The following is a 25525-nucleotide window of genomic DNA, read 5'->3' on the forward strand; positions in this document are numbered from 1 at the left end:
TGCCGGTGCAGATGAACAGCACCGATGCCGGCTTGTGGTCGGCTGCGCTCACAGCTCCTCCTCGAGTAGTCGCGCGATTCGTCGCAGGGTCTCCGGTTCGCCGAGTGCGGCGTGGGTGGCGCCCGCAGCCACCACCTCGACCGGTCCCACGGCCCGCCCCCACGCGTCGGGGTCGGGGTTGTCGGTCGCCGCAACGTAGCAGGTGCGTCCGACGGCCACCGGCGTCAGCTGGTAGTCGCGGGCGGCCTGCGCCATCGTCGCCGACCGTTCGTCGAACCGCCGCACCGCCTCGGGGTCACGCTGTTGTGCCGCGGCCCGCAGCGGGTGGGTGGCGTGCAGTTCATCGTCGGGCACCCTACCGAGTTCGGCGGGGGTGCGCGGGTCGAGCAGCACCAGCTGCGTCACCTCCTCGCCGGCCTCGACGAGTTGCCGGGCGATCTCGTGGGCGATCACCCCACCCAACGACCACCCGACCAACCGGTACGGCCCGTGCTCCTGCACCTCACGCAAGGTGGCGACGTGCCGCGCCGCCAACGCCGCCACCGTGTCCGGCATGTCGCGGGTGGCGTCGATGAGTTCGGGCAGCTGCAACCCGAACACCGGCGACGCCAACGCCTCGGCCAGCGGCCGGAACTGTTCGACGACCCCGGCGGCGGTGTGCACACACCACACCGGGGTGCCGTCGGTGCTCTGCGACAGCCGCACCACCCGGTCGTCGGCCGATCCCGAGTCGAGCAGCTCGACGATGTCGGCGGGCGTGGGATGGGTGAACAGCTGCGCCGCCGAAACGTCGATGCCGTTGCCCGCCAGCGCGTCCCGCAGCGACAGTAGGGCCAGGGAGTTGCCGCCGAGGGCGAAGAAGTCGTCGTCCATGCCGGCCTCGACGCCGAGCACCTCGTCGAACGCGGCGATCACCGCCTGGTCGACCGGCGTGCCGGGTGCGCGCCGCGACCGCGACCATTGCGGCTCGGGCAGCCGGCGTTCGTCGAGTTTGCCCGCCCCGGACAGCGGCAGCTGGTCGACGACGACGATGCGGGCGGGCACCATGTGTCGCGGCAGGGTGCGCCGGCAGGCTGCCCACAGCCGATCCGACGACGTGTCGGGGCTGACGACGTAGGAGACCAGTGCGGGTCCGACGGGTCCGTCGCGCAGGACAGTGGCCGCACGCTCGGCGCCGGCGGTGGTCAGGACGGCGTCGATCTCGGCGGGTTCGACACGCTGGCCGCGGATCTTGATCTGCCGGTCGGCGCGGCCGACGTAGACGAGTTGGTCGGCGGCCGGATCGAGGCGCATCAGGTCGCCGGTGCGGTAGAGCCGTTGCCCGCCAGGACCGGCGACGAACCGGGCGGCGGTGAGCGCCGCGTCGCCGAGATAGCCTCGGGCGACACCGGTTCCGGCGATATACAGTTCGCCGACGACTCCGGGCGGGGTGGGTCGCAGCATCCGGTCGAGCAGGAACGCACCGATACCGGGGCGGGGCCGGCCGAGTCGGATGTGCTGCCCGGTTGTGTGGTGCGAGGTGGAGACGGTGACGGTGGTCTCGGTGGGCCCGTAGATGTTGATGACCTGCGCGGTGTGCGACCAGGTGTCGGCGAGGTCGGCGGTGAGCGCTTCGCCGCCGATGTAGACCGCGCGCAGGTCGGTCAGCGCGGCGGGGGTGAGCGTGCGCATCACCGACGGGGTGGCGGTGAACACGCTGACCCGTTGTGCGCGAAGAAAGTCGGTGAGGTCACGGCCGCCGGACACCTCGGCGGGCACCACGACCAGCGCCGCGCCGGTCGCGAGGGGCAGCAGCATGTCGTGGAAGGTGGCGTCGAAGCCGGGGCTGATGGCCATGCCGACCCGGTCGGTGGTGACGACGTCGCCGAGCGAGGCGACCCGATGCACCCCGCGGTGCGGCACCCCGACGACGTTCGGTGTGCCCGTGGTGCCCGATGTGGTGATGATGTAGGCGAGTTCGTCCGGCCGCATCGGTGTGAGTGGTTCGGGTGCAACGGTTCCCGTCGGCTGCGCCGGCACCGCGTCCGGTCCGATGACCCGCGCCCCGATCACCTGCACGACCCGCTCGAGCCGCGCCGCCGGATACGTGACGTCGACGGGCACGCACGTCGCGCCGATCCGGGTGACCGCCCACAGCGCCACCACCGATTCGATGGAGCGGGGAATCTCGACCGCGATCACGTCCCCGCGTCCGAGCCCACGCTCCCGCAGTGCCCGCGCGGTGAACGACACCCAGTCATCGAACTCGCGATAGGTGAGTTGGCGGCGCCCGTCCTCCACGGCGGTGTTGTCCGGGTACCGCGCGACCGCCCGAGCAAGCAGTTCCCCAAGCAGTACCTCCCCCCGCACAAGCTCACCCCCGCTCCCTGAGGAACGAGGCGCTAGCCGAGTGTCACGAAGGGCCCCGCCACCCAACCAACCCCGCGAGGAAGCGTCCCCCCGATCCCTGAGGAGCGCCGGAGCTTGCGGAGGCGCGTCACGAAGGGCCGCCTGCCGCACCAGCTCACCCCCGCCCCCTGAGGAACGAGGCGCTAGCCGAGTGTCACGAAGGGCCCCACCCCCCAATAACGCGCACCGAGCCCACACCTCCCACTCCGCATCACTCAGGAGATCAACCCCTGCCACCGGCGTAGCAGCATCCCCCACAACGGCCGCAACCCCCGCCCCAACCCGCTCCGCAACCACCGCAATCGCCGCATCGTCAAACAGATCCCGCGCATACTCCACCCGCAACCGCCACCGGCCGCCGTCCTCCACGGCAACCACATGCAGATCGAATTCGCTGCGTTCCTCCAGCATCTCGCCGATGTCACCCAGCGCACCGCCAACTCCCCCGGCCGAGAACGCCACCTGCACCAACGGATGCCGACCGGCCTCGCGCGGCGGGTCCACCAACGCGACCACGTCGTCGAAGGCGACGAGTCCGTGGTCGATGGCGGCGAGGTCGGCATCACGTACCTGCCCGATCAACTCCCCGATGGTCAGCCCGGCCGACATCTGCGTGCGCAGCACGACCGTCGAGATCAGCATGCCGACGGTGCCGGCGGTGTCGGCGTCGCGGCGCATCGACACCGGGGTGGCCAACGCGACGTCGTCGACGCCGCCCTGCACACCCAACGCGAGCGCCAACCCGGCGTGCAGCACATGGAATTCGCTGGCCTGTCCGCGCTCGGCGGCCGCGGCGACCGCCGCCGACACCTCGTCGCCCAGTTCGACGTCCACCGACCCGGTGCGCAGATCCCGCACTTCGGGTCGCTCGGCGACCAGGTCGAGCTGCCCGCTGTAGCCCTCCAGGGTCTGCGCCCAAAAGTCGAGCTGCTCGTCGCGCGTCTCGCGGTCCTCAACTGCCAGCCGCCCGGCAACAACATCAAATCCGGTCGCAGCAGCATTCAGCGGAACGCCGGTCAGCAGCTCGGTGAGTTCGGCGGCGACGATGTCGGCCGATTCCCCGTCGAGGACGATGTGGTGCGCGACCAGCACCACCGCCACCGGAACCGACTCGGACTCGATCACCCACGCCCGCACCGGTGGCGCAGCCTCGAGATCGAACGGCGCGGTGAACTCGTCGACGCGAGCGGCGAGTTCAGCAGAGTCGATGTGCCGGATCTCGGGCCGCCACCCCTCTACGGCCTGCTGCCGCGGCCCATCAGGCGTGGTGTGGAACCGCATCCGCAACGCAGGATGACGTGCCACCACGGTCTCGATCGCCGCCGCGGCCGCATCACCCGTGGCCCCGTCGGGCACGGGCACGATCACCGGCACGCCGTAGATCGGCAGGTCGCCAAGGAGCTGCGCGTTCACCCACATCCGCCGCTGCGTCGGCGCCAGCTCAACCCTCATCTCACCAGCGTCCTCACCGCTCCCTGAGGAACGAGGCGCTAGCCGAGTGTCACGAAGGGCCCCGCCACCCCCGCCACCCCCGCGAACCGAGGCACTCTCGTAACCCCCGCTCCCTGAGGTGCCCGCAAGGAACGAACGAGAGTCTCCCCCGCTCCCTGAGGAGCGAGGCGCTAGCCGAGCGTCACGAAGGGCCCCAGAGCCCTCCAACAACGCAACCACCCCCGCCAACTCCCCCGCCGACGGATTCTCGAACAGCAGCCGCGTCGGCACCCGCACCCCGAGTTCCCGCCCGAGCGTCGATGTCACCCGCGTCGCCGACAGCGACGTCCCACCGAGAGCGAAGAAGTCATCCCCGGCACCGATCTCGTCGACTGGCACGTCGAGCACCTCGGCCATCACCGCCGCAACCTGCCGCACCAACTCGGCATCCGCCGCCACCACCGCACCCTCGACAACAGCCGAAGCCGGCACAGTCCCACCGACACCCCCGGACACCACCGGGAACGCCCCAGACACATCCCCCGCCGCAGCCCCGAACACCGTCAGGAAGTCATCGAGAAACGCCTGCGCCACCGCACCGGGCACAAACCCGGAGTGCACCACCGTCACCGCCAGCCCGGCGGCGTCCTCGGCGAGCACCACTTCGATGTCGAACTTCGCATCCACGGTGGCATTCGCCTCGTCGAGCACCGCAGCCTGCCACTCACCGGCACCGAGCACTTCCCCCGACACCGTCGGCAACACATCCTCGTTGACCAGCAGCACCGAGATCAGTGGGTCGAAGCCGGTGTGCGCGTGGGGTCGTACCGCGCGGGCGACGACGTCGTAGGGCACGTCGGCGTTGTCGGCCGCGTCCAACGCGACGTCCCGCGCCTGTTCGACTACGGCAGCGATCGGCTGACGAGCCGACAGCCGGGTACGCAGTGCGACGGTGTTGACGAACATGCCGACCACCGATTCCCAGTCGGCGGCGCTGCGGCCGTGCACGGGGACGCCGATCACGGTGTCCCACTGTCCGGTCCACTGCCCGAGCAGATCGGCCAGCGCCGCGTGTGCCAGGTGGAACACCGTCGCCGACAACCCGTCCGCCGCCGCCCGCAACCCCGCAGCGACCGCCGACGGAAGCCGTCCAGAAATCCGCCCAGCCGCTCCCGCCACGTCACGGCGCCCCGGTAGTTGCACCGGTTCACCGGCACCGTCCAGCACCGACAGCCAATGGTCGAGTTCGCGGGTGTATCGGCTGGCCGGGTCGTCGGGGCCGCCGAGTCGCCGCATCTGCCACTGGGTGAAATCGGCGTAGCTCAGTCCCGCCGTCAGCGTCTCACCCTGGTAGGCGCGCAGCAGGTCGGCCAGCACGATGCGCATCGACCAGCCGTCGATCGCGATGTGGTGCAACGCCGCCACGAAGTAGCGGGCGTCGTCGGTGTCGAAGACGCCGGCCCGGAAGCCGGGTTCGTGATCGAGGTCGAACGGGGTGGACAGGAACGTCTCGATGGCCGGCCAGAGTGCGGTGGCGTCCACCGTCTTGTGTCCCAGCACCGACTCGCGACGTTCGACGATCCGCTGCACCGGTCCGGCCGGTCCGTCCGGGTAGGCGGTGCGCAGCACCGCGTGCACGTCCACCACGGCGTCCACCGCGGCCCGGAGTCGGGTGAGGTCGATGTCGCCGTCGATGCGGATCACCACGGGCACGTGGTAGGCGGTCGACGTGGGGTCGTAGTGGTGGTGAATCCACATGCGCCGCTGCGGGTAGGCGAGCGGCAGGTGGTCGGGCAGGGGCAGCAGTTCGGGCCGCGGGTCGGCGCCGGTGCCGCGCAGGTCGTCGACGAGTGCGGCGACCTCGCGCACGGTGCGCGCCTCGAACAGCACCCGCACCGGCACGTCGACGCCGGTGGCCGCGGACAGGCGGGCGGTGACCCGTGTCGCCGACAGCGACGTGCCACCCGCCTCGAAGAAGTCGGTTTCAGCACCGAACTCGGTGAGCGGTACCTCCAGGACTTCGGCCCACACCGCCGCGACGAGATGCTGGGTCCCCTCGGCCAACGCCACCCGGGCCGTCGCCGATGCCCCCAATTCTGGGGACGGCAACGCGGCGACGTCGGCCTTCCCGGTGCGTCCGATCGGCAGCGTCTCGACCGGGATGATGGCGGCGGGAATGATGGCGCGCGGCAGCACGTGTGTCAGCTCGCCGCGCAACGCGTCGGCGTCGAGTTCATGTTCGGGTTCGCCGACCACCCACGACACCAGCACCTTCTCGCCGCTGCTGCTGGCGCGTACGGCGGTGACGGCGGTGGCCACCTCCGGCAGCCGCGACAGCGCCGCGTCGATCTCGGACGGTTCGAGGCGGATGCCGCGGATCTTCACCTGGTCGTCGGTGCGGCCGTGAATCACCAGCGTGCCGTCGGCGCGGCGGTGCACGAGGTCACCGGTGCGGTACATGCGGTCGCCGCTGCCGGCCGGGTCGGCGACGAACGCTGCTGCGGTACGCCCGAATTCGTGCAGGTAGCCGCGAGCCAGCGCAGGCCCGGCGACGTAGAGTTCGCCGACGGTGTAGTCGGGCACCGGCCGCAGCCGGGTGTCGAGGACGTGCGCGGTGACGCCGGCGAGAGGGCTGCCGATGCTGACCGTGTCGGGGGTGTCGGTGTAGCGGGAGCTGGTGACGGCGACGGTGGTTTCGGTGGGCCCGTATTCGTTGCTGAGGGTGGTGGTGGCGGTCCAGTCGCGGATCAGGCCGGCGCCGAGCGCTTCACCGCCGACCGCGACGTGCCGCACCCCGGGCAGTTCGGCCGGGTGCAGGGTCGGCAGCACCGACGGGGTGGTGAGCAGCACGGTGACGTCGTGGTCCACGACGGTGTCGCGGAGGTCGTCAGCGGCGATCACGTCGGGTGGGCAGATCACGATGGGTGCGCCGACGATGCGTGGCGGCACCAGCCCCATCAGGTGGGCGTCGAATCCGACTGCGTAGGTGTGCAACACACGGTCATCGGCGGTCAGTAGCAGGCGATTGACGGTGTCGCGGACCCACCCGGCCAGGCCACGATGGGTGACGATGACGCCCTTGGGTACGCCGGTGGTGCCGGAGGTGAAGGTGATGTAGGCGGCGTCGTCGGCGTGCAGCGGCCGCACCCGCTCGGCCGGGTCGAAGGGCCGGTCGTCAGGTGCGATCTGATCGACCGCGATCCCCGCCACCCCGGAGTCACCCAACGTCAGCACGGCGGCCGGCCTCGCGCGTTCCAGAATCGTGCGCCGTCGTTCCGCCGGATCGGCCGGGTCGATGTTGACGAACGCCGCCCCCGCCCGTGCCGTGCCCAGGGTGGCGACCACACCCCACACCGACCGCGGAAGCAGCTGCACCACCACATCTCCCGGCCCCACACCGGCCGCGATCAGCTCCCGCGCGACCGTCGTCGCCCGACGATCGAGTTCCGCGTTGCTCATCGTGACGGCACCATCGACCACTGCCACCGCATCCGGCCGCTCCGCGAGCCCACCAGTGAGCAGCTCCGCCAAGGTCTCCACCGGCGGCGCCGGCGACGCCACTGCCGTCTCCCCCGCGAGCAACGCCGCAGTGGGTTGATCAACATCGGCAACAGCCCGCGACAGCACGTCGACGACGGCTCCGCACAGCGCTTCCAACCGCTGAGCCGACGCCACCCGGTCGGTGCAGGTCATGCTGAGATGCGCCCGCCCGTCAATCCGATACATCGACACATCAATCCCAAACAGCGGCACCCCTTGATCCCTGAGGAACGACCGAGCCTGCGAGGGAGTGCCACGAAGGGTCGCCCCAGCGTCGGCCGAGGCGCCCAAACCGCTGGTTGAGTAGTCCGAGGCGCTAGCCGAGGACGTATCGAAACCAGCCCCACCCACCTGGTCTCGATACGCGTCTCCTTCGTCGCCGCTACTCGACCAGCGGTGGGCCACCTCCTCCGGCACCACCCCAAACGACACCTCAAACAACGCCGTCCCCGCCCCAGCCCGCCCCGGATCAGCGATCTCCGCGATCTCCGTCAGCGGCAGATCCGCATGCGCAAACGCCCCGAGATCCACCTCGGTCACCGACGCCAGCAACTCCCCGAACGGCACCTCCAGATCAACCGCCGTATGCAACGGCACCGCCCGCGCAAACAACCCGGGCACCTGCGCCAGCCGCGCATCCAACCGCCCCGACACCGCGGTCCCGATCGTCACCGTCGACGTATCTGCCTGCCGTGCAAGCACTGCCGCCAACGCGGTATGCGCAACCACAAAAGCGGTCGTCCGCCGCGACACGGCCAACGCATCCAACGCCGCCGTCACCGACTCCCCCAGCACGCCCTCGGCCCGCACCACCTGCGCCGACCGCTCCGACGCCGCCCGCAGATTCACCTCGGGCAACCGCAGCGCACTCACCGGCTCCGCAAACGCCTGCGTCCAGTGCGCCACCAACTCGTCGTGCCGCGCCGCCACCATCTGCGCGCGCCACAGCGAGTACTGCCGGTAGTCGACCCGATCAGACCCCTCGACAGCCTGATCGGTCACCTCCGCCGCCAACTCGGCGGCGAGGATCGGGAACGACTCCCCATCCACCGCAATGTGATGCCCGACGACGAGAAGCCATGTCTGCCCGTCATGTTCGACGACCCGCAGCCGCCACGGCAACGACTCCGCCAGATCGATCGGCGTCACCAAACCTGTCAGCGCCGCATCCACCCCCGCCGACACATCGCGATCCGCATCAAGCTGCACCGCCACAAACCCGGCGACCTCATCGTCGGTCCACCGCCGCTGATACGGGTCGCCGTCCACCACCGGGAAGCTGGTGCGCAACGCATCATGCCGCGCAGCGATCGCTGCGACGGCCCGCCGCACCGCATCCACCGACGCCGGCACCGGTAGCGCGGCGTGCATGAGGTAGCCGGTGAAGTCGGGTTCGGTGCGCCACCGCAACCACACGTCCATCTGCTCGGGCGTCAGCGGCAAACGGTCCGGCTCGGCACGGCGCTCATCCAGCGACGGCAGACGCTCACCCGGGGCCTCCCCTTCCAACAATCGGGCGAGTCCTTCGACCGTCGGATGATCGAAAATAGCGGGAACACCCACCGGATGACCGTCGGCCGCGAGAGCCGCTGCGAACCGAGCCGCCGACAGCGACGTACCGCCCGCAGCGAAGAAGTTGGTGCTAGGTGTGACGTCCACGGTTTCGGCGACGAAGGCGCGCATGGCCGTTGCCACGATCTCTTCGGACGCGGTCAGGGGTCGCGCCGGTTCGGCCGACTCTGCCAAACGCGCCAGCAGTTTTGCCCGATCCAGCTTGCCGCTGGTGGTCATGGGGAAACCGTCGACCACCATTACCCGGGCCGGAACCGCGTGCCCCGGCAGCCGCGCGCTACAGGCGGCCACCAACATCGCCTCGCTCAACGCCGCGACGTCGACGCGGTCAGCGAAGCCGTCTTCGGTGACGAAGGCGATCAACCGCTCGTCGCCGACAGACCGGCCAGGCGCCACAACGACACGCACGTTCCCGACCCCGGGGATTGCTCGCAGGGTGGCGGTGATCTCGCCGAGTTCCACACGGTGCCCGCGGATCTGCACCTGGTCGTCTTCGCGGCCCAGGTACGCCAGCCGACCAGGGGCGACTTCCCGCACCCGATCACCGGTGCGATACATCCGTTCACCTGAACCGGCAGGGTCAGCGACGAACCTGGCCGCGGTCAGTGCGGGAGCGTTCAGGTAGCCAAGTGACACCTGCCCACCCGCCACATACAGATCACCGACAGCTCCCGCAGGCACCGGCCGCAGTCGCGAGTCCAGGATGGCCCACCCAACCCCGTCGAGTGGGGCGCCGATGATGCTGCGTTCATCGTGTATATCGACGTCGCAGGCGGTGAGGATGACCGTTGTCTCGGTGATCCCGTAGAGGTTGATCAGCCGCACATCCGGACGAGCATCCGCGAACTGCCGCAGCGACATCGAATCGAGGGCTTCACCGCCGAACACCACCGATCGGACGGCGGCCAGGGTTCCCGGCCCCACCAGATTTGGATCGCGCAGTGCGGCGAAGGCGGTCGGCGTCTGCGACAGGATGGTCACACCGTGTGCGTCCAGAGTCGCGGCGAGCCGTCGGGGATCGTGCACGATGCCGCGATCGCCGGCCACCACGCAGCCTCCAGAGGCCACGGCGCCGAGGATCTCCCACACAGAGAAGTCGAAGGTCGAGGAGTGCAGCCAGCTCCACACGTCGTCGGGACCGGCGTCCACCACTTCGAGTCCTGCGCCCAGCAGAGCCGCCAGATTCGATCGGGTGACGACCACCCCTTTGGGTGCCCCCGTCGACCCGGACGTATGAATGATGTACGCCCCACCCGGTATCGGCTCGGCCACCCCGAGCCCGGGGCCCGCGGAAAGCTGCAATCCGGGTCGCACCATCGCTGCCGGCTCGGTCGCCTCCAGCATCAGGTCGATCCGCGATTGCGGGTAATCCGGGTCGACCGGCACGTACACGGCATCAGCCATCAACGTCGCGAGGATCGCGACGACCACATCAGATCCGCCGGACAGCTGCAACGCCACCCGATCGCCCGGGCGCACACCAGCACCGCGCAGCCGGTCAGCGAACTCGGACGCCTGCGCCACCAGTTGCCGATACGTCAGTCGATCGCCACCGGCGACAAGTGCCGGTGCGTGCGGACGGGTATCGGCGTGCCGCAACAACGCCTCGATCGGATCCACCAAAGGGGTCTGGCGATCGGTCCGCGGCGGCGCAGATGGCACCGGCGCGCTGTCGGAGACACGCTGGTCGCGGTCCGCACTCGCCAAGCCGGCGATGTACTCGACGAAGCGATTGAGAATGTGGCCCGCAGCAGCCACGTCGACACTCCGCTCGGCCACGGCAAGGGTGATCGCGAGCCCGGCCCCGTCATCGACCACGCTGAACTCCAACGCCGTTCGCGCCTGATACATGGGCAGCGACTCGGCTTCGACGATGACGCCTGATGCGGCCAGGTCCGGTTGCGCGGCGTGGTAGGCGAAGGTGACGTCGGCCAGGCCGGTGGGTGCGGACGCGGCGTGCCGGCGGGCATCGGCGATCGCCTTGCTGATGCGGACAAGCGCAGGCGAGACCGCGAGTTCGCGCGCCCCGGTGATGCGTAGCGGCACCGTCTGCACGAACATTCCGACGGTGTGCAGTTCGTCGCTGGTGTCGCGGCCGGCGACGGGCATGGAGATCACGATGTCGTCGGTGTCGGTGTAGTCGCCGAGGGCGGCGGCCACCGCCAGGCTCAGCAGCGTGTTGAGTGTGGTGTCGGCCGAGCGCGCCACCTCCACCGCGCGCCCACGAAGGTCGCTGCCGATGGCGCGCCGCAGATACGTGGCGGGGCCTCGGGCCAGACCGCCCGACTGACTTCGCGCCGGCGCCGGCAGCACCAGGTGTTCCGGCGCGCGCCGCAGCGCGCGTGTCCAGTAGATTCCCGAACCAGAAGGCGTGTCGCGCGCCTCGAGGGCCGCGCTGAAACCGGTTGCTGGCGACGACCATTCGGGCTCGGCCCCTGCCTGCCGTGCCTGCACGGCGACAGCGAAGTCGGCAAGCACAAGCGGCAACGACCACTCGTCGATCGCGATGTGATGGGCAACCAGCACCACGTCGACGGTCTCGCCGCTGTCGTCGATAACCGCACGCCAGGGCAGGTCGACGGTGAGTTCGAACGGGGTGGAGACCGCGCGGTTGATGCCGGCCGCATCCAGAGCGGCGGCGGTGATCGGCGCTGTGGCTGCAGCGTCGGCGACCAACACGACGATGGCCGTCGGTGCACCGCCTTCGTCGGGGTAGACAGTGCGCAGCGCCTCATGCCGTGCGACGACGTCGATCAACGCGGCCCGCACCGCGTCCGCGGTGACTCCGGCGGCGAGGCGCAAGTGGACAGGCAGGTGGTCGACGATGGCGTCGCGGTCGGCGCGGTTGAGCAGCCAGATCTCGTGCTGCGCCGGGGTGGGCCGGTAGGCCGCCGATTCCCCGCGCTCGACAGGCGGAACCGACTTGCTCTGCGCGACAAGTTCGGCGAGCTCGCGGATGGTTGCGGTGGGGGTGACCCCGGTGAGCGGGACCGAGATGTTGAGGGCGGCGCCAGCGCGGGCGGCAGCCTGCATCAGGATCAATGATGTGACGCCGAAGTCGATGAGGGCGGTGTCCAGGGAGGGGTTGTCGACGCCGGTGAGAACCGAGACCGCCGACGCGATAGTGCGTTCGATCTCGGTGCCCGGCTCTGTTTGTGGCGCCGGGGCCGGAGCCGCGTGCGAGATCGCAGCGGCGACCGCCGCACGGTCCACCTGGCCGCCGACGTCGAGGGGCAGGGTGCTGAGAACGACGATGCGTCGCGGCCAGAGCACCGCGGGGAGGTAGGTGGTGAGGTGGGCGCGGACCGCTGCGGTCACCGTCGTGTCGTCGGTCTGCGCGGGTGCGGTGGTCACCGCGAGGTCGAGGCGTTCGCCGAGTTCGGTGGTGCCCGGGACGGCGACGGCGGTGTGCACGCCGTCGGTATCGGTGGCGGCACGTTCGATCACCTCGGGCTGGACCCGGACGCCATGGAGGGTGACCTCGTTGTCCCGGTGGGCGTGCGGGCGCAGTTCGCCGGTTGCGGGGTCGATGTAGGCGAGTTGGCGGGTGGCCTCGCCGTCCCGGTGGATCTCCCCGATCACGCCGGGCGGCACGGCCCGGTGACGGTGGTCGAGGAGTTCGGTCTGGTGCTGCCTGCGGACAGTCGAGGTGTTGGGGATGAGGAGCGGAAGGTCGTCAACGGTCGAGTCGGGCTGTTCGAGCAATGCATGGGCGACAGCGTCGAGCATCCCGGTCAAGTGATGATGGTGTGCGGCGACTTCGGCGACGTCGTAACGGTTGGGGTTGGCTTCGAGGTCGAGGACGAGGCCGTCGGTTCCGGCGGTGGGATACAGGTTGATCGACAGGTCATCGACGGGGCTGGTGGTCAGGACGTGGAATGTGGCTTGTGCTTCACCGCAGCGGAATTCGCGATCGAACAGCATCAGGTTGAGCATGATCGCTGACATCCCGCGGTTGCCGGCGGGGGTGACCTCGCCAGCACGAGTGAGGTCGGCCAGGATGTCGTCGTACCGGTAACGCTGGTGGCGTAGCGCCCCCATCAGTGCGGTCTGCATGTCGCGCAGCACATCACGGATGGCGATGTCCGGTCCGACCCGGCATCGCAGCGGCACGATGTTGGATACGGGCGACGGGGTTTTGCGCAGGGCGGCGGTGGTGCGTGCGGCGACCGGAAAATTGAAGACGACGTCGTCAGTGGCGGTGGCCCGCCCCAGGTAGGAGGCCACCGCCGTGGCGATCACCACCGGCAGCGCGGTCGAATGGGCCTCGGCGGCATCGCGCAGTGCTTGCATCGTCGCTGCGGGTATCGCATCGGCGACGTGCCGTGCGATCGCCGAGGGCGGCCCGTTGAGGCGTGCGAGCGTTACGGGAAGCGGTAGTCCGGTGAGGGTGTCACGCCAGTAGTCGCCGTCGGCGACGTAGCGCGAGGAACTGCGGTAGTCGGCGTCGGCCCGATACGCGGCATCGAAGTCTGTGGCTGGCGCGGTGGGGATCTCACCGCCGGATACCGCCGCATCGTAGGCGGCGAGCGCGGAGATGATGCTGCCCTTGGCGGACACACCATCGGCGGTCAGATGGTGCGTGCGGATGTAGAACAGGAACCGTTCCTCTGCAACGCACAATAGATACCCGAGGGTGAGTCGGTCGGTGAGAAGGTCTACCGGTCGAGCGTAGTCGTCCCTCATCATGCGATGCGCGGTCGCCTCAGGCTCGTCGTCCTCACGAAGGTCAACATATTCCGGATCACTGGACAGGCACGGGTCATAGACGCCAGAGAGCGTGTCCCCATCGGCCCGAAAAGTGACCTGGAAGGCCTGCAGCTCACGCACGTAGTTCCCCACCACCCTCATAAACAGATCGACGTCGACCGGACCGTCAAGCTCGGTGAACTCCGCGATGTTCAGCGGCACGGCGGGCTGAGCCCGCTGGGCATCCCACAAGGCCAACTGCGTCGAGTTCGGCTGGAAGGCAGGCGCCCGGGGAGTCATACGTCACGCGCCAGTGAGCAGAGACTCCCGGCTGCCCAGAGTTTTGCCAAGCCGTGCTTCTGGTCGGGTCCGAGGCGACCACACATGAACATACCTGCCACACAAAAACGACACACTCGCGTGGAGTAGAAAGCCAGCCAAATCAAAATGAGCAGCATCATCGCCGTACCGGGCGACATTGACCTGAATAGTCGGGATGGCATACCAGCATGCTCAAAAAAATTTGGAGGACGACCTAGACAAAACCACTTCATATCCGGCACACTCATCGCGTTGAAAGGTCCTTGCTTGGATCAAAGGCTACACCACCCCAAATCGAGACAGTGAACTTAGTCGCTTCCGCAACATCGGCTTCGCAATTATTCTCGAACTTAGACCACACTAAGTACAAATTAGAAAAATGATTGCGCATCTGAAAGAATCCACGATACACCCACGAATGACCTCAAAAACGTCCGGCCAAATGTTTCACGGTTCCTCGAGTGTCCCTAAGCACGCGACTGAGGAGTCGCTACTCAGTTTGGTAGCACATAATAAGGCCACAAGCAGAAAAAGAGAAACGCCTGACCGACAAGGTTACATATCTACTCGCTCTCCATAATAGCCGTAGTTAGCCTCGAAGAGGCCCTTCCTCGCTCGATTCAGAACAATACCAAGAATGCTAGCTCTCGCATGACCCAAGACCTTCACAACCTGGGACACCTCCGACCACTCCGTAGAATCACAATTTGCAACCAAAATGACACCGTCCACGAACTGGGAAACCACCGCTGCATCAGTCACGGGAATCACAGGACTTGAATCCACAATTACATAATCGTGCGAGTCCGCCAGATTCCTAAGCAACTGCCCTGTACGAGCTGAGCCAAGAAGCTCGGACGGGTTCGGAGCCGATGGGCCAGCTGCCAGGATCTCAAGGCCTGCAATCTCAGTAGGTTGCAGCAGATCACTCAGAGCGGAAGGGTTGCTCAGGTAGGTCGTTAACCCGATTGCAGAAGAAAGCCCCAACCGAGAAGCTTGAGAGGGCTTGCGGAGATCGGCATCTACCAACACCACTCGATTTCCGCCCTCTACGAGCGAGGCAGCAAGATTCAGTGCAGTTGTGCTCTTTCCCTCGCCAGCGTTCGCACTCGTGACGAGAACAACATGCGCTGGATCATCCACCATCGCAAAAGCCAGATTTGTGCGCAATCTACGGTACCCCTCAGTCGCGACTGAGGGACTCGAAATGAAGTCGACAGGACCTCCCTCACCAATAGCCGGGTCATCCAGCACGGTGCCTAGTGCGACCAAACCTGACTGTGACTCAACATCATCATCTGCTCGGACTCTGTTATCAAAGCGCGCACGAAATAGCAACACAAGCAGTCCCGCGCAACCACCGAGAACGAAGCCAATCGCTACGTTCCGCTTGACTCGGGGAGATACCGGTACCGGACGTGACGTCGCAGGCGAGACCACTGTCAGCTTCGCGAATGGGTCACCACCCGATACTGGAGCCTCGAGACTACCCACGTAGTCGACTATTGACGCCGCAACCGCGTTTGCAAGAAGCGCTGCGCGTTCTGGGTCCTCGTCGTTAGCGGACACTTCCAACATTACGGTTTCCGGAACCACCCGAGATTCAACAACTTCAACCAGCTGGCCGGCGGAAGCGCTGGGACCCAATCTTGAGACTGCACCAGAAACTACAGCCTCCGATAACACAAGTTGTGCGTACGACGCGACACGTTGCTCGGAAGCCAGCGAACCCTGATACGCGGAGTTCGCCGAGTCGTTGGCTCCGCCCGACGTCACGTAGAGTGTCGCGGTCGACTGGTAAATTGGGGTTTGGAGCAAAGAAATCATCATCGCTGCAATGCCGGAACCAAGCACTGAAATACCGACAACCCACCAACCTTTTTTCAAGACGCCATGCCATAGGCGGTAAAATGTCACCGCATCGGTACTCTTGTCCACCACAACCACCTCATTTTCCTGAAAGTTTCCCAAATCAATTAATGGAGGCCGTAGAAAGGGCAGCACTACGGCGGCAATCCACCGTCACTACCAAAAGCCTCCCATAATGACCGTTCAAATCCGAACCTCGCCCAGGCACCATAGATGCGACCACACTCAGAATCCCTCCAACGCGCGACGGTAAAGAGTGCCCACGGCAGACCTTGTGAATGCCGACGATGCGCGCGATTGCCCGAGAACCTGCTGCGCGTGGAAAACGGGATCATCAAGCAGCCTAGTACAGAGAATCGCCATGTCCTTCGCATTACTGGAAACGGCGACAGCATCCGCCAACGTCCCTAGCCCGCGCGCGCCAAATATCGTCGTCACTAGCGGCAGATTGTGCGTCAGCGCGTCGCCGACTTTCATATTAACCCCACTGCCAGAGAACACAGGATTAACCACACACACAATACGTCGATAGAACTGGTCTAAGTCGGCAACTTGACCGTGGAAGATAACACCATCCCCGCGCCATCGCCGGAAATAGTTGGAAATCCCAGTAGTGGCGCCTTTACCGCCAATATGAAACTCTGCGGTGGGTAACCGTTCTCGGACTCGAGGGAAAACCTCTGAAATGAACCACACCAAGCCGTCGACGGCGCCGGGCATAGCTAGATTTCCAACAAAGCCGATCCGATGAGCGCGACCGAGGGTTGGCGCGGCAACGTTTGATGACTCACGACAAAGTAGAACTGGTGGGATACAGTATGTTTGCAGTCCAAGTGCCGAATACCAATCGCTCACCTCCGGGGAAATTGGCAAGACACAAGAAACGCCGCGATAGAAGCCTCTCCTAGAGAAGAGTAAGCGAGACCTAAAGTACTCCGCCGCCAAATATCCCTTTCGGGCACCAAACGTCGAGTTCTGAAACATGCTCTTCATGAGCTCGTGCTCAACGTTGTGGCTGCGAAGCAGCATCGGTATGTCAAAGTAGTGCGCGAACTTCCGCCCCAACGGCAACGTCCACTCATGCTGTGCCATTACGTGTGTCGGGCGCCATTCTGAAATCAGTGCCAGTACCGAATCTGAGGCAGTGCGGTGGCTTGAAACCTGATAAGGTATCAACGGTGACGCTATCGATGCATTGAGAAACGGTCGTCGGCTCTGGGCAACCGCAGGCACAGACCACTCGTGCGGGACGGCGCCGCTCAACGCTGACGAATGGTCACTAGTGTATACGAAAACCTCTACTCCGGCCGCAACCATGGCCTCAACTGCCCTAAGTTTCTCTACCCGACCGCCGCTATCCGCCGGATGCAGGGACTCACCACAAACCATCAGCACCCGAAATGCCGAGCCTCGTGCGTTAACTGAAACCGTCATTAGTGCCTCCACGCCAAGCGTGCGGCTGGTTCCCGCCGCACATCAGTCCTGCCGGCAGCACCGTAGAAGGGACGGTGTCCCCGTTCCATTCCTGGGCCACCGAGCCGGTCGAATACGCAGTCAGGCGAAAGGCCAGCCACGAGGACCAGCACGGTGGCTGAAATCATCGGCGTACTAAAACCGCCAGACATCACAAGAACAATCAAGACGAGTCCGACACGTGACCCGAGGTCAATCTCAAGGCGACAAATTCGGTACAAAATCACCGCAGCCAGAATGACGCCCACCACACCAAAATCTATGATCGCAGATGGAAGGAAGCTATAATTTGCTTTTGTATCAGCCAACCCCGCATAGAATCCGGAACCCCCAGAACCCAACCCAAAAATCGCGTGGACATCAAAGTCTCCCCAGAACTGAGACAAGTGTTGATACGGTGCCACAAAACGAATCGAACCCGACGATTCCGAATTTGACAATTCAGAAGTTCTGTCGAACATGGCGTCCCCAAGTCGCAGTCCTGCAAGCGCAAAATATGAGCTGGCGGCGATAGCTATCAGAATCAGCCACGATCTCCTATTGTATGCGAAGAGTCCAACCAGGACGCCTGCAGCCAAGACGAGGAATCCAGTACCTGAACCGGTTAAAAGCACCATGGCAACCATAGGAATCGACCAGATAGATCCAGCGCTCAGAAAGAGTAAGGCACCGAGGGCATAAAACTGCCCAGCGTAGCTAGGCTCGAGGAATACCATTCCATTCCCGCGCAACAGTCCCGGCAGCATTCCACTCGACCCAAAACCCGAGGTGTTAACATACCCAGGCAAAAGCCAATCGGTCGGAACGACCTCCCTCAATCCGACGTAGCCACCTCCGTAAATCTGGACAAAAAACTGAACATAACCAAGACCGCAAACGAAAAGCAAAGTATACTTTACAATTGCTCGCAAACGCTCTTGACTAACACCCGTCATGTCTAGAATCGGAGCAAACGCGACAACCGACCAGACAAACGGAATCGAGATCAGCACCTCTACCGCGCCCGAGTTGGTGGCACGAATCGCACCTAGGAGGGTGACTGCCGTCGCGTATGTCGCCAATATCACGCACAAAAGGACAGCGGTAAGACTTTTGAATCGCGCACCTCTTAACACCAGAACAACAAGAACAACTCCAGTCGCGACAGATGCCACTGGCACCGACGTACCCGGGACACGCAGCTGTTGTGTAAGCAAGACGATCACAAACGCCCCACCTAGCCACGCCGCGTTCCGGTCCGCCGTTCCCAGTAAGGCCCGGTCGGCGGCTTCAACTCTCGGCACGCCGCTCATCCTGTCGATCGTCCTTTACCTCCGCGCTCGACGGTCAACCATGGACCAGCGCAGTGCGACATTCGAAGCACGCTCTCGACATGCCTATGTCGTATTCCGACTCTCTCGCGCTTCGCAACATCGAGTTCGAATACGGCGATATCTTTATAGAGCGTTATATCAGACATCACGATCTCGGTCCATATCTGCCCCTCAAACCATCAACTGCTCCTTTTGCGACCGCCTGCAAGCAATTAGGCGTGAATGCTGATTGTTTCAGTAGCGCGGAAGCAACCAATCGCACAAAGTAGGAAGAGGCGTACGATCTCCACAGAATGAGCCCAAGTCTCCGATTATGCTCGCGGATCAGAAGAACCCTGTTCCGCGACACGTAGTAGTAAAAGACGGGGCTCTTTCCGGAGCCTACACGCGAAGAACCGTTTTCCTCGTGCGATACTGACAAAGCCGAACTCACGCCCAGATTCATCCCAAGCTCACGAGCGCGGTAGCTAAGATCAGCATCCTCCCAGTACAGAAAAAGATCGTCTCGAAAACCATTCAGCGCCATCCACGCACTCCGTGTAACAATACACGCAGCTCCTGAAACGAAGTTAGTAGTCCAGCCATCGGTGTGAGCCGCGGGTGGTGGATAGTCTCCAAATCCTTCATGAGTACAGACGCCGCGCTTGAGGTCAATTTCACCCCCGACGAACCAGACACGGTAATCGGGACCGGGCCCCAGAACCAAAGGTGAGCATATCGAGACCGAACAACCGGCCATCCATTCTAAAGTGCGCGAGAGTGAACCTTCAACGAATATCGAATCAGGATTCAGAATCCAGAGGTGGGTCCAATTGCTCGTCAAGCTAGTCACCGCTTGATTCACGCCAGCACCGAACCCGATGTTGCGATCCGTAGTCCCAACACGAACGCGTCGATCGATCTCGGAGATGCAACTAAGGTGCTTCGCGTCGCCTCCCGGGGACGCATTGTCTAATACAAAGATCTCGCGAACCTCGGCAACCGTTCTGAGCGATTTCACACATCTCAGTACATCGTCAAGAGAATTGTAATTGACAATCACGCACGCAACGCTGGCAGGACAAACCACAAGATCAGGCGACGGTCGAAAGCCGTCGTCGCCAAACTCTGAAACCCTACCCACAAGAAGCCACTGCCCTCTCGATTTCCTCGCTCAAGCGCTTCCCGAACGCGTCGAGGCTGAACTTCTGCGCATGACTCACTATCGCGTTCTTGTCCCACGAAGTGCGCAGAACGCTCTCCGTCGCAGACACAAGGTCTCGTAGTTCGAGGCTTTTCGCCAGAACTCCGGTGACTCCAGGCACTACAGTGTCGAGGTAGCCTCCCTGTCCTAGCGCCACCACCGGAGTACCGAACATGTTTGCTTCAATGGGGGTTAACCCAAAGTCCTCATGCGCAAATGCGACCAATGCCAGCGCATTGGCATAGAGCCACGCGAGCTCTTCATCCTTCACTCGACCCAATCCGATGACATATGGTGGTTCATCCGCAACTTCTCCACCAATGACTACTAGCGGCACATTCAGTGCTTTGCTCGTTTGAACTGCAGCAGTGGTGTTCTTATATCCCCGGCCACGCGCAATCGTGAGGAGGAATCGCTCGGGCAGTCCCGTAACCGCCGACATTGGGCTACGCACACCAAATGCACAAGGCGGATGAACTACATCGGACGTACGCCCATACACTCTACCTATCCGGTGCTTGACTTCCGTTGAATTGGCCAGAAGAGTTTGACTTTGTTGAACACAAGACCTGTCCCAACGCTCCAGTTTCCGCGCGTAAAGTGAAAACCAGGGACGCACGGGCCTAAGTATACCGCTGAAATATTGATCGGGTTCGTAAAGCCACCGCGCCGGGGTATGAAAGTAGACGATCTTTGGCTTCTTCGTACGGACGCCGTGTGCCCATCCGCTGCTGCTGCAGACAACGACATCGTGTTCGGGGAGTTCAATGCTTTCGACCATCCTTGTCATCGATAGAACGGCGGCGCGCGCATCGTACCGAGATAGCACTGGACGTCTCTGTCCAGACACCCGAACTCTGTGCTCCGAGAATTCGGAATATGTCTTCATCGGGTCGTACATGCTGGTTGATATCTCGTCTAGGTCAAGAATTCTCGAAATTGCGAGCGCAACACGTTCCGCTCCGCCCATCTGAGTCATGTAATCGTGCACAAACGCGACCCTCGGCCCATCAACTTGGCGAGTTGATCCACTGTTATCGCTCATCGCTCCATCACCCCATCAGACTCCAACTTCTCGAACCCACGCTTTGGTATTGAATCCCGACGCCCGCCAGAACGGGACAAGTTTGATTGCGGACAATCTTCGAGATCGTCGCATGTCATCCATCGGTCGGCAATAAGCCGACCGTCCTCCAGCGGAAGACTCTCTATAATCTCTTGCGGTAGACGCTCATCAAAAATTGCCGCCGCGAGAGCATCAACAATAGAATCTGTACTTGGCTCGGGAATAACGCGGTGACCATTGCTGGCGAGCCATTCTGCAAGCCCCGTTTCTCCTGTCGTAACAATTTCACATCCAGATGCGAGTCCTTCACAAATCGGCAGACCGACCTGCTCCCGCCAGCCAAGTTCGCGTTTCGATAACAGAACGACAACCTTCGCATCCGCTAACAGCGAAAAGATCTCACTTCGAGGTGGGTCCACGACCACTCGAGCAGCCGGCTTCATCTCCGCAACACGTCGGCGCACTTCGGGCTCCAACGGCCCTTTTCCCACAACTATCAATTCGGCCGACGGCGCTGCCGCTCTCACAGCCGGCCAAGCATCCACAAGCTCGAGCACTCCCTTACGGTCCTCGAACGCACCAAGAAATAGCACAGTATTCCCCGGCTTGGACGAGTCAGCAGCCAATGCTATGTCCCGCCTGAAGGTTGGTAGTGCTTCAATTACATTCGTTTGGTGACCGAGGCGGTTACTCACGATTGAACGATATGCTTCAAGTGCACCCTGGGTTCCGAATGCAATCCGATCAATCCGTCGTACGCAGAACCGTGCGACCGTGTATGCAATCGCCCGCGCGACGGCCAGAGGCAACCTAAACTTCCTGTGTAACACTTCAGCCGGGTCGGAATTGTCGATGGCGTAGGTAACAATAGTCGGAGATGGCCCGCGCGTTACAGCGCTCATCGCGCGGACCAGTAATATCAGCGGCACGGATAGGGGCCAGGCGTTCACCAAAAATGGTTCGTTAATTTCAATTATTCGCGGCCTGGTTCTATAGACACGACACAACGCTGAGACAACCCCACATTGGTATGCATTCGCCGCTTGGGCGAGAGTGTCATCGAAGTCATAGCGCGTTCTCACATACAGCAAGACGCCATTAGCGCTCTGGGTTTGCCGTTCCAGATGAGCTGTTCGAGCGTGCATGTAGACTCGCACAACTACCGGGTTTCCCGGCCGCTCCAGTTCCGGGGACTGGCGAAGGATACGAAGACGTCTTCTCATATCAGTACTCCCGTGGCGCTCAGTACAATCACTGGAACCGCATTGGTGAACGCGAGCGAGAACTTTCGCATTTCTACGCTCAATGCCGAAGCGATGAAGATCTCAAGTGCGACGTAGCAAACCAAGAGGTACGTTAGGTTGAGACTCCCGCTCGTCGCCAGAAACACCACGAGGGTTGCGACGCAAATGCTGCCGATCACGCTCCACCGAAATGCCGCCGGTGGCAGGTCTCTAAGTGTGACCCGTTGAACAGCTGCGTTTACGGTCGCTGCCGCGCACCAAGCGCACCCCAAGCATACAATGCGCGCCCAATCACTCCAACCGGCTGCTACGGCGACCCCAGCAAATGTTAGGCCTGCCATCATCGACACCAGCCCAACAGCCGTGCAGTATCGGTAGACCGCCTTTCGCGACATATTGTTGTCGTTTCTGTTCACATACCTAGGTAAGATCGTGTTCGTTACCATTGTTGCGAAGCCCGAGTTGACGCGTTGCACAACGCCGATTGCCGTCAGCTGCGATGGGGGCAGTCCAGCAGCTGCGCTCTGCAACGCTGCTCCAGCACCGTAGCCAGTAGCGGATCTGGCGAAGTACCACCCCAGCCCGCTCGACCATTCCTCGGAGCTTGATCGTGCAGCATGTTGCCTCGTTGTCGACTCTGGCTTCGTGTTCCAGAGGAACACCATCAGCGTCACGACGTTGCCGGTAGTCCATCCCAGAGACAGCACGAGCACTTTCTCATCGATCGTGTTTCCGATGAACAGCAGTAGTAGGCAGGAAAGAAGACTCGGAGCGAGTGTGAGGCCAGACAAGGCGACGACCTTGCCCACGGCGGCCCACGCGAGCGCTATTGACGTTGTCATTGCGAGGATCACTGCTCCGGTTGTAACTGTTCCAACCTGAACCCATGACGTGGGCGCTCCTCGCATCGTCGTGAACCATACTGTTGATAGCACGACTGCGATTCCCGCCAGGACGGAGGTCGACCCCACAATTGTGTAGGTAATTACGCTAGACATCAGCCTTCCGCGCAACCATATCGGGTAGAGCAGCCCTTGAACGACTATCGAGGTGGGCAGGGTTCCCCAGGCCAACTGTAAGATATATAGATCCGATGAATTCCCCGCGCCCTGAGGATAAAGAAGGACGGCCCACTGCAATAGTCCAGCGCCCTGCGACATGCCTGCGACCACTATTGGAATTCCGATTTTCATCGCTGCCGTGCGGTGTGGGTTCCCGATCTTTAGAAGTGAGCTACTCGTCATCCGCAATGGCCTTGCCTTGCCGTAGCCAACCTGGAAATGGTGTTCGCTCTCACAGCGAGAACGCTTACATCGTGGTGGACAAGCCGTATGTGTCGAAATGTGATTATATTTGCTGTTCGGACCAAGCCCGGGTCACTTACTCTTCGACACATTGGAGACGAGTCGCCGCCTTTCGCCGCTCCGGCTTTTGATCGGCACCGAAGTTGGATGGTTGGCCAGCCAGATTGATCGGCCACCGTTGAAACAGTGCTTCGTTCGGTATCAAATAGCAATGCTTCCTGGGGCGCTAGCAGCACCTCGTGGCGAGTCGGCGTCGTGCCAGGAAATTGCTTGATTCGAAAGGCGCTGCCGCCAGTCTTTGCTCTTGTAGTCGTCAAGATGTGGACCTCGCAACCTTGATCTCGCCATCGTTCGCGACAGAGACCTTGAATCTAGTCCCGTCCGGACTATGAAGATAGATTCCCCCACCGTTTGGAAGGACTTCAATTCCGCGAGCACCGTCTGAGTTCGATATGTGCATCGTGAGCAGACTCTTAGAAGTTTCTGCGTTGATGTAGTTAATCCGGCCAGAATCGACCTGCTCGACGAATCCGTGGTTCGCCGTTTCATCGGCGAATCGAAACTCTCGGATAGCCGAAGGCCCCGCTACGTCGTCGTACTTGATTGCACCGATCTGAGTAAGTTGGTTCCCGCCGAGCCGATACTCGGTATTTATTACGTCAAGTCCGCTAAACCGACGATCCCATCCAGTCCATCCAGTGAAACGGTTGGCGGCTAGCGCGATCGTGCTAGGCGCCGCGGACGGACTCTCGATCGAGGCTTGGAACTCGGCTGATCCGACGTTTCCTACGGCCGAGAAGTCACGAGTATTCATCTGCATCGAATCTTGTCGCCGTATCGTGTCTTGAACTCTTAAGGAACAGGCAGTTCCGCGCATTGCGTTCGCGGATACGACTGCCTGCTGAACTCCGTTTATCAGAACATCGGACACGGCATGGCTACTGGTTATGTTTCCTGTAACCGATATATTTCGCGCTTCCCGAATTGCCGCATCCTCCTCTGCCTCGAAGTTGCAGCAGACATGAATTCCGTGCGCCCCGCCACTTACTATGTTCCCTGTGACATTAACCCCAGAGGCACCAGTGACATAGATCTGAGCCTCAGGCGAGTTCGTACAGCTGTTGGCCATGACCGAAACGTCACGCGATCGATCGACGGTAATTATGCTAAAATCGGCGCTTCTCTGCTTGCTTCCGTCGCCTACGTTACCGACTAGTTGAATCGCTGAGCCATAATATGTCTGGAAGCAAAAGGAAAGGCTATTCTTGCTTGAACATCCCTGCACAAGGACATCGGTGGTGTCGCTATGACTCTTGGTTGCGCCCACTCCAATTGCTCGGTTGCCACCATCATTGATGCAGTCGACAATTCTTATAGCGGTGCAGGTATTTAGGAATATCCCACCTTTATCGCAATTTTTCGTAACGACACCACGGATTAGAATGTTCGCAGGCTTCGCCGCAGTGGTCGCACCGTACACTTCAATTCCGAACTTGACGTTCTTTTGGTTTGTTGCGATAATTTTGCAGTTTTCTATCCGGCAGTTTGATGCGCTACTCTCGGCGGACGATGCACCAGCGATCAGGATAACTGACAGGGCTTGGGGCTGGGCAGCGAAGTCCGGTCGAATAATTGCACCTTGAAAATCGACATCTGATCCATTTTTCATCTTGATCTCAGATGTCACGCGGTAGGTGGCTGATTGGTTACCCAGGACCGGGTAGGCAGATACTAGGGCACGATTGATTGCTTCAGTATCATCAGCTAAACCATCGCCAACCGCTCCAAAGTCTTCGAGGGTAAGGGTGACGTATAGCCAGGCGCTAGCATCGAAGTGCGTTCCAGCCGTGTGGGTGACCTTGGCTCGCGCGAGTTGTCCTGTAGGGCTCACAACCACCTCACCTACCGAGTACGACGTCAATGGTTTCCAAGCCCTAACGCCACTACTCGACGAAGACGAGCAGCCTGAGATTGCCAGCGTGGCGCTACCAATGATCGCACTGCGGATAGCAGACCGTCGCGTAGGCCCAGGCCGTGGACCCCGATCATTCGGCGTTATCAAGAGATTCTCCAAAGCTTGTAAGGGAGGTGCTAAAACGGTCCGACGCATCGGTTACGTGTAGGAGTTCTGT

At 62.8% G+C, this 25525-nt stretch carries 9 protein-coding genes and 1 pseudogene; all 10 read right to left on the reverse strand.

From position 1 onward, the window contains the following. Window positions 1-48: 48 nt before the first annotated feature. On the reverse strand, window positions 49-13920 hold the full coding sequence (locus NWF22_RS04615) for a non-ribosomal peptide synthetase (RefSeq protein WP_233750860.1): 13872 nt from the start codon (window positions 13918-13920) through the stop codon (window positions 49-51). A 576-nt stretch (window positions 13921-14496) separates the two neighbouring features. Further along, window positions 14497-15879 (reverse strand): tyrosine-protein kinase domain-containing protein, encoded by a 1383-nt coding sequence (locus NWF22_RS04620; RefSeq protein WP_160900423.1) that lies wholly within the window; start codon window positions 15877-15879, stop codon window positions 14497-14499. A 156-nt stretch (window positions 15880-16035) separates the two neighbouring features. Further along, window positions 16036-16530, reverse strand: coding sequence for a glycosyltransferase family 4 protein (locus NWF22_RS04625; RefSeq protein WP_160900422.1), 495 nt, complete (start codon window positions 16528-16530; stop codon window positions 16036-16038). 165 nt (window positions 16531-16695) lie between these two features. Then, window positions 16696-17244, reverse strand: a pseudogene (locus NWF22_RS24540) (hypothetical protein); the annotation flags it as partial. Continuing rightward, entirely contained in the window at window positions 17244-18575 is a 1332-nt protein-coding gene (locus NWF22_RS04630) for a hypothetical protein (protein WP_160900421.1), read from the reverse strand. The gene NWF22_RS04630 and the pseudogene NWF22_RS24540, both read right to left, overlap by 1 nt. A 166-nt stretch (window positions 18576-18741) precedes the next feature. After that, window positions 18742-19719 carry a glycosyltransferase family 2 protein gene (locus NWF22_RS24545; RefSeq protein ID WP_373691980.1) on the reverse strand — a complete coding sequence of 326 codons (978 nt, stop codon included), beginning with the start codon at window positions 19717-19719 and terminating at the stop codon, window positions 18742-18744. Then, entirely contained in the window at window positions 19712-20824 is a 1113-nt protein-coding gene (locus NWF22_RS04635) for a glycosyltransferase (protein ID WP_160900419.1), read from the reverse strand. The genes NWF22_RS24545 and NWF22_RS04635 overlap by 8 nt, the downstream gene beginning before the upstream one ends. Continuing rightward, window positions 20821-21540 (reverse strand): glycosyltransferase family 4 protein, encoded by a 720-nt coding sequence (locus tag NWF22_RS04640; protein ID WP_160900418.1) that lies wholly within the window; start codon window positions 21538-21540, stop codon window positions 20821-20823. Before NWF22_RS04640 ends, NWF22_RS04635 begins: the two co-directional genes overlap by 4 nt. Before the next feature lie 524 nt (window positions 21541-22064). Further along, window positions 22065-22943, reverse strand: coding sequence for a hypothetical protein (locus NWF22_RS04645; RefSeq protein WP_160900417.1), 879 nt, complete (start codon window positions 22941-22943; stop codon window positions 22065-22067). Between the two features lie 763 nt (window positions 22944-23706). Continuing rightward, on the reverse strand, window positions 23707-25284 hold the full coding sequence (locus NWF22_RS04650) for a pectate lyase family protein (RefSeq protein ID WP_160900416.1): 1578 nt from the start codon (window positions 25282-25284) through the stop codon (window positions 23707-23709). Between the last annotated feature and the right edge of the window lie 241 nt (window positions 25285-25525).

The organism is Gordonia mangrovi (assembly GCF_024734075.1).
Taxonomy (GTDB): Bacteria; Actinomycetota; Actinomycetes; order Mycobacteriales; family Mycobacteriaceae; genus Gordonia; species Gordonia mangrovi.